Source organism: Ruegeria sp. BC1 (genome assembly GCF_056539305.1).
Genome location: NZ_JBQFUT010000001.1, coordinates 995,965 through 1,010,119, shown reverse-complemented (window position 1 = coordinate 1,010,119; position 14,155 = coordinate 995,965). Strand labels below are relative to the sequence as shown.

General features: G+C 58.4%; 14 protein-coding genes. 6 read left to right on the top strand and 8 right to left on the bottom strand.

The genetic code is table 11. The features are described 5' to 3' along the window. Positions 1-25: 25 nt before the first annotated feature. From ACR0IY_RS05045 to ACR0IY_RS05025, 5 genes are all read right to left on the bottom strand, one after another. On the bottom strand, positions 26-1,384 hold the full coding sequence (locus tag ACR0IY_RS05045) for a glutamine synthetase family protein (RefSeq protein WP_480670857.1): 1,359 nt from the start codon (positions 1,382-1,384) through the stop codon (positions 26-28). Further along, positions 1,384-2,064 carry a type 1 glutamine amidotransferase gene (locus ACR0IY_RS05040; protein ID WP_480670855.1) on the bottom strand — a complete coding sequence of 227 codons (681 nt, stop codon included), beginning with the start codon at positions 2,062-2,064 and terminating at the stop codon, positions 1,384-1,386. The genes ACR0IY_RS05045 and ACR0IY_RS05040 overlap by 1 nt, the downstream gene beginning before the upstream one ends. A 61-nt stretch (positions 2,065-2,125) precedes the next feature. Further along, on the bottom strand, positions 2,126-3,445 hold the full coding sequence (locus ACR0IY_RS05035; RefSeq protein WP_480671145.1) for a glutamine synthetase family protein: 1,320 nt from the start codon (positions 3,443-3,445) through the stop codon (positions 2,126-2,128). A 138-nt stretch (positions 3,446-3,583) separates the two neighbouring features. Continuing rightward, positions 3,584-5,770 (bottom strand): xanthine dehydrogenase family protein molybdopterin-binding subunit, encoded by a 2,187-nt coding sequence (locus ACR0IY_RS05030; RefSeq protein ID WP_480670853.1) that lies wholly within the window; start codon positions 5,768-5,770, stop codon positions 3,584-3,586. Positions 5,771-5,773: 3 nt separating this feature from the next. Next, complete coding sequence (locus ACR0IY_RS05025; RefSeq protein WP_480670851.1) at positions 5,774-6,238, bottom strand: (2Fe-2S)-binding protein; 465 nt, start codon at positions 6,236-6,238, stop codon at positions 5,774-5,776. Between the two features lie 134 nt (positions 6,239-6,372). Between ACR0IY_RS05025 and ACR0IY_RS05020 the strand changes: the two genes are divergently transcribed. From ACR0IY_RS05020 to ACR0IY_RS05000, 5 genes are all read left to right on the top strand, one after another. Continuing rightward, positions 6,373-6,987 (top strand): TetR/AcrR family transcriptional regulator, encoded by a 615-nt coding sequence (locus tag ACR0IY_RS05020; RefSeq protein ID WP_480670849.1) that lies wholly within the window; start codon positions 6,373-6,375, stop codon positions 6,985-6,987. Positions 6,988-7,094: 107 nt separating this feature from the next. Further along, on the top strand, positions 7,095-8,090 hold the full coding sequence (gene dusA, locus ACR0IY_RS05015; protein ID WP_480670847.1) for a tRNA dihydrouridine(20/20a) synthase DusA: 996 nt from the start codon (positions 7,095-7,097) through the stop codon (positions 8,088-8,090). A gap of 30 nt (positions 8,091-8,120) precedes the next feature. Further along, complete coding sequence (locus tag ACR0IY_RS05010; RefSeq protein WP_480670846.1) at positions 8,121-8,945, top strand: sulfite exporter TauE/SafE family protein; 825 nt, start codon at positions 8,121-8,123, stop codon at positions 8,943-8,945. Beyond that, entirely contained in the window at positions 8,942-9,724 is a 783-nt protein-coding gene (locus ACR0IY_RS05005) for a hypothetical protein (protein ID WP_480670844.1), read from the top strand. The genes ACR0IY_RS05010 and ACR0IY_RS05005 overlap by 4 nt, the downstream gene beginning before the upstream one ends. Before the next feature lie 34 nt (positions 9,725-9,758). Next, positions 9,759-10,487: a SpoIIAA family protein gene (locus tag ACR0IY_RS05000; protein ID WP_480670842.1), complete on the top strand. Its 729-nt coding sequence runs from the start codon at positions 9,759-9,761 to the stop codon at positions 10,485-10,487. 247 nt (positions 10,488-10,734) lie between these two features. Here the strand turns inward: ACR0IY_RS05000 and ACR0IY_RS04995 are convergent, their stop codons facing one another. Genes ACR0IY_RS04995 through ccmI form a run of 3 tightly spaced genes read right to left on the bottom strand, consistent with a single transcriptional unit; the run spans position 10,735 to position 12,671 of the window. Continuing rightward, positions 10,735-10,968: a DUF1289 domain-containing protein gene (locus ACR0IY_RS04995; protein ID WP_480670840.1), complete on the bottom strand. Its 234-nt coding sequence runs from the start codon at positions 10,966-10,968 to the stop codon at positions 10,735-10,737. Positions 10,969-10,986: 18 nt separating this feature from the next. Next, complete coding sequence (ruvX, locus tag ACR0IY_RS04990; protein WP_480670838.1) at positions 10,987-11,451, bottom strand: Holliday junction resolvase RuvX; 465 nt, start codon at positions 11,449-11,451, stop codon at positions 10,987-10,989. Next, on the bottom strand, positions 11,448-12,671 hold the full coding sequence (ccmI, locus tag ACR0IY_RS04985) for a c-type cytochrome biogenesis protein CcmI (RefSeq protein ID WP_480670836.1): 1,224 nt from the start codon (positions 12,669-12,671) through the stop codon (positions 11,448-11,450). Before ccmI ends, ruvX begins: the two co-directional genes overlap by 4 nt. A 195-nt stretch (positions 12,672-12,866) precedes the next feature. Here ccmI and ACR0IY_RS04980 point away from each other — a divergent pair, with 195 nt between their 5' ends. Continuing rightward, entirely contained in the window at positions 12,867-14,111 is a 1,245-nt protein-coding gene (locus ACR0IY_RS04980) for a sarcosine oxidase subunit beta family protein (RefSeq protein ID WP_480670834.1), read from the top strand. Positions 14,112-14,155: the final 44 nt, after the last annotated feature.

Sequence of the window (14,155 nt, the reverse complement as noted above, 5' to 3'; positions counted from 1 at the left end):
TTGGATATTCAGACCACTTCAGGGCCTAGACGTTCATAAGCAGATGCTCACGCTCCCACGGAGAGATGACCTGCAGGAACTCCTCGTATTCGGCACGTTTGACGATGCTGTAAACGCGTGCAAATTCGGGGCCAAGAACTTCGTGCAGGGCAGTAGCCTCGTCGAACATATCCAATGCGCTGCCCATGACTTCCGGAATGTCGCCTTCGCCTTCGTAAGCATCGCCGTGAAACTCTTCGCGCGGGCGTTCCTTATTGATCATGCCCAGATAACCACACGCCAGCGACACCGCGATACCCAGATAGGGGTTGCAGTCCATCCCCGCGATGCGGTTTTCGACCCGACGCGCCGCAGGACCCGACAGGGGAATGCGAATGCCGGTGGTCCGGTTGTCGCGCGCCCATTCCAGGTTGATTGGCGCGGCATGGTCTTTCACGTATCGACGATACGAATTCACATAAGGTGCCATAACGGCCAAACCGGCGGGCAGATGGTTCTGCAACCCGGCGATAAAGCCATAGAACGCGTCCGTCTCGCCCCCGTCAGAATCCGAGAAGATGTTCTTGCCCGTTGCGGTATCGATGACCGAATGATGGATATGCATGGCCGAGCCGGGCTCGTCCGCGATGGGTTTCGCCATGAAGGTGGCAAAGCAGTTGTGACGCAGAGCTGCCTCGCGGATCAGGCGTTTGAAATAAAACACCTCATCAGCCAGTTTCACCGGGTCACCATGGAGAAGGTTGATCTCTAGCTGGCCCGCGCCGCCTTCCTGCGTGATGCCGTCGATCTCAAAACCCTGATGTTCGGCGAAATCATAGATGTCGTCGATCACTGGGCCGAACTCATCCACGGCGGTCATGGAATAGGCCTGACGCGCAGCAGCCGGACGGCCAGAACGGCCCATCATCGGTTTGATTTCCTGCAATGGGTCGACATTGCGGGCGACCAGGTAGAATTCCATCTCGGGGGCGACGATCGGCTCCCAGCCTTTGTCGCGATACAGCTGTACGACGCGCTTCAGCACGTTACGGGGGCTGTAGGGGATGGGCTCTTCGTTTCGGTCATATGCGTCATGGATAACCTGAAGGGTCCAGTCGCCAGTCCACGGCGCGGCCGATGCGGTCGAGAAATCGGGCTTCAGGATCATGTCCCGTTCGATGAAACCATCGTCGCCTGCGGCTTCTCCCCAGTCGCCGGTGATGGTCTGGTAAAAGATGCTGTCGGGCAGGTGGAAATAGGATTGTCGTGCGAATTTCGTTGCAGGCACAGCCTTGCCGCGCGCAATGCCGGGCAGATCCGAGATGATGCACTCGACCTCGTCCAGCCGCCGACCGTCAACATATGTTTTCGCTGCCTGAGGCAGTTGATCTTTCCAGTCGGCCATCACGCTCTCTCCTTTTTTAGAAATTCAGCCATAAATCGCCCAATGTGCGGGCCACTGTCCGGGCTGGGCAGACGGTTTGCGGCTGCTGCCATGATCGCGTCAGGCACAACACCCTTGCCGCGTGTCTCCATCAGGTTTCTGATGAAAGCGTCGCCATATTCCGGGTGCGCCTGTACAGTCCATATGCTGTCGCCATAGGACACCATCGCATTGCGACAGAATTCGTTTGTACCGGTTACACGTGCGCTTTTGGGCAGTTCGACGACCTGATCCTGATGCCAGGCGTTCAGGGTTACGGTCTGTCCGCCAAAGTCGTATTCGGTCCGCCCAACGGCCCAGCCGCCGTTGAATTTTTCGACCTTGCCGCCAAGTGCTTGCGCGATGATCTGATGTCCAAAGCACACGCCGATCAGTGGGCGGCCGCTTTTCTGTATCGCCCTGATCAGGTTTTCAAGCGGGGGAATCCACGCATGATCTTCGTAGGCACCGTGGCGAGAGCCGGTAATAATCCAGCCGTCAGCCTGATATTCATCTTCGGGGAACTGGTTATCCACCACGGCATAGGTTTCGTATTCAAAGCCATTGCCGTCCAGAAGTGCGCGAAACATCGCGTCGTATTCACCGAATTGCTCATTCAACTCGGCAGGAGGGTGGCCGGTCACAAGGATACCGATTTTCATAGGTCACCAAAATTTGATCAAATTTACATTAACCCACCAAAGCTAAGTGGGCAAGGGGGGGTCACACCGCTTCGAGATAGCTAAGCCAGTGAGTCTCGGGCGGGTGCTCAGAAAACCGCCGAATTTCCTGCTGCTTTGTCATCGCAAGATTGCGGATCAGCTCGGCCGGAAAGATGCGCGCAACAAGCGGATCAGTTTCAAAAGCCGCGATGGCCGACGGCCAGTCCTCGGCAAGTTGCGGCAGGCCTTCGATCTCATAAGCGTTACCGTTGATCGGGGCCGGCGGGTCTTGCTGGTCTTCGATCCCGTTCAGCGCGGCACCAAGCACGGCGGCCAGCATCAGATAGGGGTTGATGTCACCACCTGCAACGCGGTGTTCGATCCGACGTGCGGCGGGTGCACCGCCGGGGATGCGCAGGGCAGCGGTGCGGTTTTCATACGCCCAGCTCGCGCCCGTCGGTGCATGAGCACCGGGAACCAGGCGGGTATAGGAATTTCCATGAGGTGCAAAGATCAGCGTGCAGCCGGGCATCGCCGCCAAACATCCTGCGACGGCCCAGCGCAGCAGGTGGTTGCCTTCAGGCCCACCATCGTCGAATACGTTCTGGCCATGCTGATCCACAACCGAAAAATGCACATGCATTCCGTTACCCGCGTCGTCGGCATAGGGCTTGGACATGAATGTCGCTGTAAACCCATGTTTGCGAGCAAGACCACGCGTCAACGCCTTGAAAAGCCACGTGTCATCGGCGCACCGCAGGGCATCCTGATGATTCAGGTTAATCTCGAATTGGCCAATACCGGCTTCGGAGATGGCAGTTTGCGCGGGAATGCCCATCGCCGAACAGCCGTCGTACAAGTCCGTGAAAAAAGCGTCGAAAGCGTCCAGTTCGGCCATGGACAGGACTGCTTCATTTGCAAGTCGCCTCCCTGTGGTCGGGTTGACAGGGGCCTGCGGTTGCGAGCCAGATGCATCGAGCAAGGTGAATTCTAGCTCGGTCGCGGCAACCACAGACCAGCCACGCTGTGCATAGCGTTCCAGCACAGCCGACAACGCATGTCGGGGGTCGCCGGCAAACGGGGTTCCGTCGTCGTCATGCAGACACATCGGAACCAGCGCCGTATCGCCAGACAGCCAAGGCACCGGAACCGGACCACGATTTGTCGGCAAAAGCATGCCATCCACGTCCCCGGATTCGAACACCAGAGGGCTGTCTTCAATATCAGCGCCCCACAAATCCACGTTCAATGTTGAGAACGGCATCCGCACCGTCCCCTTTTTCAATTTGTCGGAATATGAGGGCGGCACACGCTTGCCGCGCATCTGGCCATTTAGATCACAGGCTGCTACGCGAAAACTGTGTAGGGCGCTCAGGTCCATCGGAGTCTCCATCATTCAGGTTATCCGAGATGTAATTGAGACTGAGCGACTTGTCACGAAATTTGATCAAATTTTGCAAATGTGGAATCCACAGGCAAAAACTCCGCGCCACAGTGAAAGTGGCGCGGAGAGAGCGTATCAGAGGAAACGGATGCCGTTTTCGGCCATTGGCAGCTCGGCCACAAGGACTCCTGACATGGCGTTGATCGCATTCGCCAGCGCAGGGGCAGACGGGGGCGTGCCAGGCTCGCCGACGCCGGTAGGTGCTTCAGCCGAAGGGACGATATGTACGTCAATTACGGCGATATCTCCGATCCGAAGCGGTTCGTAATCAGGGAAGTTGTACTGATCGACCGCACCGTCAGTCAGCGTGATCTGATCCCGCATCACGTGCCCGATGCCATAGCCGATACCACCTTCCATCTGGGCGCGCACAACATCGGGGTTCACGGCAATACCGCAATCCACGGCGCAGGTGACCCTTTCGATTTTGACCCCGTTTTCCGGGTCACCGGACACTTCGACCACCTGAGCCGCGTACGAGCCAAAGGATTTATGGACCGCTACACCCAGCGCGCGTCCCGCAGCTGCATTGCCCCAGCCCGCTTTTTCTGCAGCCAGTTTCAGCACTGCTGCTTTTCGCTTCTGGTCCGGATCGCTTTCATCCGCAAGATGGGCGAGGCGGAATTCGACGGGATCTCGTCCAGCCGATTTCGCTGCCATGTCCATCATTGTCTCCATGACATAGGCCGTGTGCGTGTGACCCACGGATCTCCACCACAGAACGGATGTTGCCTTGGAGGTGTCCGTCAGTCCCACCGCCATACCGGGGATGGCATAAGGGCTGTCGGCAATGCCTTCGATCGAGCTGTGATCGACACCATCGTGAACCAACATTGCCTCAAACGGCGTGCCCTTGAGGATCGACTGCCCTGCGACCTGATGCTGCCAACCGACGATAACGCCATCTGCATTCAGGCCAACGCGCACTTTGTGGCCAAAGGCGGGTCGGTAGTAACCGCTGCGGATGTCATCTTCACGTGTCCAAACAAGTTTGACTGGGCGCGTGCGGTCAGTGATCGCGAAGGCCAGCGCGGCCTCGACCTGATAGTCGGCGTCTGGCGTCGCGCGACGTCCGAACGACCCTCCGGCCAGCATCGTGTTGATCTGGATTTTCTCGGGCGGAAGATTGAATATCTGCTGATAGGCCATATGCGGGCCTGTCGGCATCTGGCTGCCATCGTGCAGGACGATTGTGCCGTCTGATGTTTGCTCGATGGTGCAGTTCAACGGCTCCATCGGGGCGTGCGCCAGCAGCGGAAAGTAGAAGGTCTTTTCGATGACCTTGTCCGCGCCGTCTATCGCCGCAGACACCGCTGCAGCGTCGGCCTTGTTCACATTGTAAGCGGGTTCAGCGTCCAGAGCGGCCATGATCTCGGCCTTTACCTGATCTGAGTCACGGGTTTCGGCGCCGGTCATGTCCCAGTCAACTTCAAGCGCGTTGCGGGCTTGGATCGCTGCCCATGTGTTCTCGGCATAGATAGCCACGCCTGCCTTGTTCGGTAGAATGGCGGCGCTGATATAGCCTTTGACTTCTTTTGATCCACTGTCATCGAAGGCGGTGACGACACTCCCACGTGATTCCGGTCGTTTAATCAAGGCAACCATCTGGTTGGGCAGGTGAACGTCCATGGCATATTTTGCCTGACCGTTGCCCTTGATGGCTGAATCCTTGCGCCTTACGGTGTCATTGCCAATCAGGCGAAACTCGGACGGGTCTTTCAGACGCGGATCAGAGGGGGCATTCAACTGCGAGGCCGCCGCCACGAATTCGGCAATCGGTGCGGATTTGTTCCCGGCCTTTACGATGCCCTCCTCGATAGTGATGCCTGATGCTTCCACGCCCCAGTTTTGAGCAGCGGCGTCAATCAGCATCTCACGGGCAGCAGCGCCCGCCTGACGGTATTGCAGCCACGAGTTCGCCATCGCGGTAGATCCACCGGTGCCTTGGAACGGGCCGAACAGAAGGTTGTTGTAGACCTGCGGGTTGGACGGTGCGAACTCATACTCGATCTGATCCATACGCAGGCCGATTTCCTCGGCGATCAGCGTGGGCAGGCCGGTCGCGGGCCCTTGACCCTTTTCAAAATGCTTGACGATGGCCGTGACGGTGCCGTCGGCGTCAATCTTGACGAACGGGTTGAACTGGGCGGTCTCAGACGGTGCAGCAGCCAGCGCACCATCTGCGCGCGCGCCAACCAACAGAACAGCACCGGCAGCGGCGGCACCTTTCAGAAATCCACGGCGAGAGGTGTTGATTGTCATGGATCAGGCCTCCAGAATTTCGGATGCGCGCTGAATACCGGCGCGGATGCGTTGATAGGTGGCGCAACGGCAGGCGTTGCCGTGCATGTATTCGTCAATCTCTTCGGCGGAGGGCTTGGGGTTTTCAGACAATAGCCCAACCGCCGACATCACTTGACCCGATTGGCAATAGCCGCACTGAACCACGTCCAGTTCGACCCATGCCTGCTGCACGGCGGCGCCTATATTATCATCTCCTACAGCCTCGATCGTGGTAATCTCGGCGTCTTCAACATCTTCTATGTAAGTCTGGCACGAACGCACGGGCTCACCATTCAGGTGCACGGTGCACGCGCCGCAGGATGCAACTCCGCAGCCGAATTTAGTTCCGGTTAGCTTAAGCTCATCCCGGATCACCCACAGCAGAGGGGTGCCGGGTTCGGCGTCAACCGTGTGGGTTTCGCCGTTCAGTTTCAAAGTCAAAGCCATTGGGGCTCTCCTGTTGGCTGGGTACCTGAGTCGGTAAACTGACGGGTTTACATCGCACGGATTCTCCGATTTGTAAACTCTCGAGTTTACACGCGGGTTTGACCCAACCCTGCCAACAGGTCTATAGCTCTGACATGATTGAATGCAGCGCGCCGAATGCGACCAAGCACGCACAGATAATTGAAGCAGCCGTGGCCGAGTTCCAGGAAAAGGGCTTTGCTGCGGCGAGCATGGATCGCATCTCGGCGCGGGCCGAAGTGTCCAAACGGACCCTGTACAAGTATTTTGAAAGCAAGGAAAACCTGTTTCGTTCTATCGTTGTCGAGTTGTCCAACCGCTTTGCCGATGTGTTCGAGATCCGCTATGAAGAAGGCCGCGATATTCGCCAGCAATTGACCGAACTAGCCTGGGCTGAGGGGCGGATTTTGATGTCGCCCGACGTGATGGCCATGGCGAGGATGATCATCAGCGAGACCCTGCGAAACCCCGAGCTTGCGGCTGCGGCGCAGGGTAAACTGGATAAGACTCCGATTTTCATCGACATGTTGTCCGCTGCTTCTGAAGATGGGCAATTGCAAATCGACGACCCCGAACGCGCTGGGCAGGAGTTCATTGGTCTTATCAAATCCCGGGCCTTCTGGCCGATGGTCTTCACGGGCTCGGTTCTGAGCGAGGCCGAAATGACTGATACCATCGAGAGAAGCGTCGAAATGATGATGCACCGATACGGCCCTGACAGCCGGGAATAGGCTGGTAGGAAGGCTGCCGATGATTGTGCTAGGTCATCGGGGCCGATTCGTCAGGTGGCCTGCGTTCCCGGCACAACACATGTTTCAAGGTTGACGGAGACATCGCTTTGACCGGCAAGGCACATACAGCGGCGCGATTAAGCGTGGCCCCGATGATGGATTGGACAGACAAGCACTGTCGTTACCTGCACCGGCTGCTGAGCGGGCAGGCCTTGCTCTATACTGAAATGGTCACAGCTCCGGCTTTGGTGAGGGGCGGAGCACTGCACTTGCTGGAGTATAATCCGCAGGAGCACCTGCTTGCGTTGCAGTTGGGCGGGTCCGACCCTCAAGAATTGGCGCAGGCGGCCCGGTTCGGGGTAGAAGCCGGGTATGATGAGATCAATCTGAATTGTGGCTGCCCGTCGGATAGGGTGCAATCTGGCACATTTGGGGCGGTTCTGATGAAAGACCCGGGCCGGGTGGCCGAATGTGTTGCGGCTATGCGATCCGAAGTGGATGTAGACGTCACCGTCAAATGTCGTATCGGTGTGGATGAGCAAAACCCCCAAGAAGTTCTGCCTGAGTTTCTGGAAAAAATCCGCGCCGCAGGCTGCGAGCGCGTGACAATTCATGCGCGAAAGGCATGGCTGCAGGGTCTTAGTCCCAAGGAAAACCGTGATATTCCACCTTTGGATTATGATCTTGTCCATCAGATGAAAGCCGCGTTTCCTGATTTGCATGTCTCGATAAACGGAGGGATTACGTCTCTGGATCAGGCCCGTGCGCATCTTGAGGCAGGGCTGGACGGCGTCATGATCGGGCGTGCAGCCTATCATCAACCAACGGATATTCTGGCTGAGGCCGATGCCTTGATATTTGGAACCGGTCGGGTGGCCGACCCGATTGAAGTCGTTCAGAAAATGGTGCCCTATGTCGAACGCCACCTTGCCAAAGGTGGCCGGTTGCACCAGATCACTCGGCACATGCTGGGCTTGTTTGCGGGACGTCCTGGCGCGCGCGCTTGGCGGCGGGCCTTGTCCGAAGGGGCCGTGCATGAGGGCGCAGGCCCCGAGGTGATGCTGCAGGCGCTGGAGCGTGTGGCGCCTGTGGTAGAGGTATAAAGTAAGGCCACTGGCCGGTATGGGGGAAAGATGCCCGAGACGATGTTGCTGGCCCAGATGCTGGGCCTTTTGCTTGTGATCGGGGCGCTGGCCGGCGTGCTGGCCGGATTGCTGGGGGTCGGCGGTGGCATCGTTCTGGTCCCCGCATTTTTTCATACTTTCCAAACGCTTGGCTATGGCGGACCGCAGTTGATGCAGCTATGTCTGGCGACCTCTCTTGCGACAATCATCGTGACCTCGACCCGCTCGGTCCTTGCGCATAACAAGAAAGGCGCGGTGGATTGGGCTATCCTGCGCGGCTGGGGGCCGGGGATTGCAGTTGGTGCGATTGCCGGGGTGCTGGTTGCCTCCGCCTTACGGACCGAGGCATTGCAGGCGTTGTTCGGCGTTTTGGGGATGGTCATTGGCGCGTATCTTGGTCTGGGCAAATCCGAGTGGCGGCTTGGCGATGCCATGCCCAAAGGCGTCAAGCGCGCGGTGCTGTCGCCCTCGGTCGGGTTTCTATCGGTGCTGATGGGGATCGGCGGAGGCAGTTTCGGTGTGCCGTTGATGAGCCTGTTCAACACCCCGATCCACCGAGCGGTCGCAACCGCCGCTGGGTTTGGGGTGATCATCGCGGTGCCTTCGGTACTGGGATTTCTGTTTCTCGATATCGCACCGGAACACCGTCCGCCGCTGACAATCGGGGCTGTCAACTTGGTCGCATTTGCCATTGTCGTAGCCATGACGATGATCACCGCGCCCTGGGGGGTGAAGCTGGCCCATGCTATGGACCCCAAGCCACTGAAGCGTGTCTTTGCCGTGTTTTTGACGCTGGTAGCGCTGAACATGCTGCGCAAGGCGCTTGGGCTGTGAGTGAATTTTACGAAAAAGGCTGGGTCAAATTTCCCTATGATCCAGTGCTTGCGGCGTGGGTCGACCATGCTCTGCCTGCTGCGCGCGCGTCTGTCACCGATCCGGCCCATGCACAATGGCTGGATTGCGAAGGGACGTGGTTCATCGGCGTCGATGCCTTGGACAATGACCCATGGGGCAGGGTGGGGCGCTCGGACGCGCTGTCAGGTCAGGCGATGGCCTTCCTCGCCGAACAGTATGGAGAGCTGCCGCTGCACAGGGCCCAGGTCTCGGTTATATACCCAGGCTATCCGCGTCCGCGGCTGGGTGAAAATGAAGGTGCCGCTCGGTATCGATCAAAGCGTGATGCCGCTCATGTTGATGGGCTGCGCTCGTCGGGCCTGGATCGCCGACGTCATGTGGATGAGCCTCATGCGTGGATTCTGGGCGTTCCCCTGACCGAAGCCAGTGCTGACGCAGCACCCATGGTCCTGTGGGAAGGCAGTCACAAAATCCTTCGCGCAGCCTTTGAACGCGCACTGGCCGGGCAACCCCGTGACCGCCTGCACACAGTGGACGTTACAGATATCTATCAGGCCGCTCGCCGTGAGGTATTCGACACGTGCCCACGCATCGAACTTCCCGCCAAACCGGGCGAGGCGTATGTTTTGCATCGCCACTGCCTTCATGGTGTGGCCCCGTGGGGCGAAAACGCTTCGGCCGGACCTGATGGTCGTATGATCGCTTATTTCCGCCCCGAATGCGCAGGGGGAGTAGCCGAATGGATCGAATCCGCCTAACCTCCTGTCATTATTCGGATTTGGAGGATTTTCGATGATAACCGTTCACACAAATTCCGACGGTGCGCTGATCGAAGTGGAGCTGTCAGGTGAAGTGACCAGCAGCGATTATAGCGAAACTCTGGTCCCCGCGATTGAGGCAGCACTAGCCGAACATGACACCGTGCGCCTGCTCGCCGTCGTTCAACCCGAATTCAAGGGGTACGACCTGGGGGCTGCATGGGCGGATACCAAGCTCGGGCTCAGCCATTGGCGCGGATTTGACCGCATTGCCGTTGCTGCGGATCAGGGCTGGGTGCAGACCGGTATTCGCTTGGCCGCACCGATCCTGCCTTGCCCCGTTCAGGTTTTTGATCTTTCCGAGCTGGAAAGTGCACGCCGTTGGATGCGCGAGTCGCTGGGCGCCATTCATGTGATCGATCTGGGCGGCGCTTGTGTTCAGGTCAGCCTGTTGGGAAAATTGGACCCCGAAGAATACGCCAGGGCCGAAGTGGATTTGGACACTCTTCTGGAGGGCAAAGACGGATTCCGCTTGTTGATCGACTTGCGCGAGTTTGATGGGTGGCAAGGATTGTCCGCCCTGGCTTCGCATTTCCAGCTGGTGCGCAAACACGTTGGCATGTTGGATCGTGCGGCAATCGTGGGCGACAAAACCTGGCAGAAAGTGGCGCAGAGGGCAGCCAGTCATATTTTGGGAACGCGGACTCAGTTCTTTCCGCCCGAGGATTTCGAAAACGCTAAGTCCTGGCTTGCTGCGGGGTAAGTCAGTACGCAGAATTACGTTTACGTAAAGTTATGTAATCGTAAAGTTTGTTTTTCTTGATTGATCGGTCAAGAAAGGTAACAATTGATTAGATCTTCCGTCTAACCACTGCGGAAGAGCATCAATACTGAAGCGCGCCGCTGTGGGTTGCCACTCACTCACCACACGTGTTCGAACTTGACCCCCTCGAAGTTCAAACCAGCCTGCAGCGGCGCAGGCTCAGCCCCTTCAAAAGGTAAAATCTGGCTTAGGATTTATTGACGCGCGCGGCACGGCCACCGCGACGTTTGGCCAGACGCGGCTTGCGAGAGGGCAGATCGCTCATGATGTCGGCGCGTTCTGTGCTGTCCATTTTTGACCAGCCGGAAATCTCGTCCAACGTGCGGTAGCAGCCTGTGCAAATCCGTTCAGTCGGGTGCACGACACAGATCTGGACGCACGGGCTTTCGACCTCGTTCCTTTTCCAAACCATGTTCGTCATCGGCTTACCCCGTTTAGTCTAAAGAAAGCGCAACCTATCCAGCGCCCCTTGCAGAATATAGCCAGCAGCAACGTGATCGATAACCTGTCCGCGACGTTTTCGTGTCGTATCCGCCTCAAGCAGTGCCTTTTCAGCCGCAACCGTGCTGAGTCGTTCGTCCCAGAAACCGATGGAAACCTCGGTCAGCCGTGACAGATTGCGGGCAAAAGCGCGGGTCGACTGGCAGCGAGGGCCCTCGCTGCCGTCCATGTTTTTCGGCAAGCCAAGGATGATACCGCCGATCTCGCGGTCCGAGATGATTTCAAGCAAACGCGCGGAATCCAGAGTGAACTTTTTGCGCCTTACGGTTTCCAGCGGGCTGGCCACGCCCCGCATTCGGTCGGACACGGCAACGCCGATGGTTTTTTCACCTAAGTCCAACCCCATCAGTGCAGTCATCGGGGGCAGCGAGGCCGCGAAGTCTTCAAACGCGTCGTGGATCATTGTGTGATCCCGGCTTGACCGGCTGCGGCCTTCAGCAGTTCAAGAGCCTCGGAATTGCCTGCGAAAACCGTTTGAGATTCCTCGTAGATTCCGGTGGCTCTGTCGCTGTCGCCAACAACGCCAAGGGCCGCGATTAGACGGGCCCATTCCTCGGGCGTGCCGCCTTCGGTGGCCAGTCGATCCGACAGTTGATTGATCATGCCAAGGATCATCTCTTGCCGTTCTTCCGGGGTCAGGTCCGCAGCTGCGGCAACGTCATCCTGGCTGGGGCTAGGGGCGGCGGCGGGAATGTCGGGTGCGTTGAACACGCCCGCACGGAAGGCCAGTTCATCCAGTTGTGCATGGATAGCGTCAGCCCAGGGTGCGCCTGCCGGGGCATTGCGCAGGGCATCGACCCAGATGCGGTATCCGACGTCTGGCCGCCCGATCTGAACCATCATCTGACCCAAATAATATTGTGCGGGTCCATGGCGGGGATCCCGTTGCAACGCCTGACGCAGGGCTTCTTCTGCTTCGGGTGAGACATAGCCGCCAACCGACAGGATCATCATCTCGGCCAGATGCGAATAAGCATCAGCCGGGGCGGTTTCGCCCGAAAGCTCTATTACCCGCTGCTGAGCGGCATAAGCGGCAGGGAAGTTGCCCGCGTTTGCCTCGTGCTGCGCCAGCAGGGTATGTCCTTGCAGGTCGTCCGGGCGGGTCGCAACTGTTTCACGCAATTGCTTGAGAAGATTGGCATAACTCTCGTCCAGCTGCGGCAGTTCAACGGGGGGCGCCGCAGCTTCGGCTTCGGTCTGGCTTGGCCGCTTGGCCCGCAATTCTTCAGCCATCTCCAGTCGTTGCGACAAAGGCTGGTCAGGCAGTCCGGCAGCCCCCATCTGGCGATACATCCAGGCACCTCCGCCCACTAGCCCAAGAGCGATTACAACCATTGCGGCTGCGCTGACCCAGCGAGGCGGTCCGGATTGATCGGTCTGCGCCTGAATCTGCGCGTCAGCAGCCAAAATCCGGCGAGAGATTTCGGTTCGTACCCGTTCGGCATCGGCCTCACCAATTACGCCACGGGCCAGATCGCGATCGACGCCTGCCAATTGTTCCCGATAAACACGCAGATCATACGCCGCAGCAGGCTCGCGCAGCTTTCGCCCGCGTAGCAACGAAAAACCCAGAAATGCCGCAATCAGCAGCGCGGTTAGGATGGTGAGGGCCCAGAACGACATGGTTTCTCCGATATGGCTGCCCTGACTTAGACCTCTCGGCGGGGTGACAAAAGAGGCAAATGGCCGCGCGAGGACGTCATGTCGCAATAAAGGGGGGTATGTCGCAATAGTTCGATATTGTGGCGTTGTCCGGCAGGGGTAAACTGTTTGTACGCGGCATACCTGCGGCAATCACCGAACCGGATGGATTCGCTCATGAAACATTACTCAGCCTTTGCTGTCGCGCGGGAGGCCCTGCGCTATCACACCGGATGGGAGCGCGCCTGGCGCTCGCCCGAACCGAAAAAGCGGTACGACGTCATCATCGTCGGAGCAGGGGGGCACGGTCTGGCGACCGCCTATTACCTTGGCAAAAACTACGGCATCCAGAATGTCGCGGTTATCGAAAAAGGTTGGCTGGGCGGCGGCAACACTGGCCGGAACACGACCATCATCCGGTCGAACTACCTGCAGGATCCTTCAGCAGCGATCTACGAAAAAGCCCGCAGCCTGTACGAGGACCTTAGCCAGGACCTCAACTACAATGTCATGTTCAGCCCGCGCGGCGTGATGATGCTGGCGCAGACCCAGCACGAGATCCGCGGTTATCAGCGCACGGCCCATGCCAACGCGCTGCAGGGCGTCAAGACCGAATGGATCGGACCCGAGCGTGTCAAGCAACTGGTGCCGATCATCAATATCGACGGTCCGCGCTACCCGGTTCTCGGGGCGTTGTGGCAGGAACGTGGCGGTACCGCGCGTCACGATGCCGTGGCCTGGGGCTATGCCCGCGCCTGTTCCGCGATGGGCATGGATATCATACAGCAATGTGAGGTCACCGGGGTCCGCTCGGACAATGGCCGCGTTGTCGGTGTAGATACCACCAAAGGCGCGATTGACTGTGACAAGCTGGGTATTGTCGTAGCGGGTCACTCGGGACAACTGGCCGAGATGGCGGGCTTCCGCTTGCCGCTTGAAGCCATCGCGCTGCAGGCGCTGGTATCCGAACCGATCAAGCCCTGTATGGACGTGGTCGTTATGGCCAACACCGTACACGGCTACATGTCTCAGTCCGACAAAGGTGAGATGGTGATTGGTGGCGGAACCGACGGGTTCAACAACTACACCCAGCGCGGATCGTTCCATCACATCGAAGAAACCGTCCGTGCGCTTGTTGAAACCTTCCCGATGATTTCGCGCCTGAAGATGCTGCGCCAATGGGGCGGAATCGTTGACATGACCGGTGACCGCTCGCCGATCTTGTCGAAAACACCGCTGCAAGGCTGTTTCATCAACGGTGGCTGGGGCACGGGTGGCTTCAAGGCGATCCCGGGGTCCGGTTGGGGTATGGCACAGCTGATGGCAACTGGCCATTCGCCGCTGACCGAGGCGTTCTCGCTGGATCGTTTCAAAGAGGGCCGGTTCATCGACGAAAGCGTCGCCGCCGGGGTAGCACACTAAGGGCGCTGCCCAAGTTTGCTTGCTAACAGAATACTGGTCGGCCC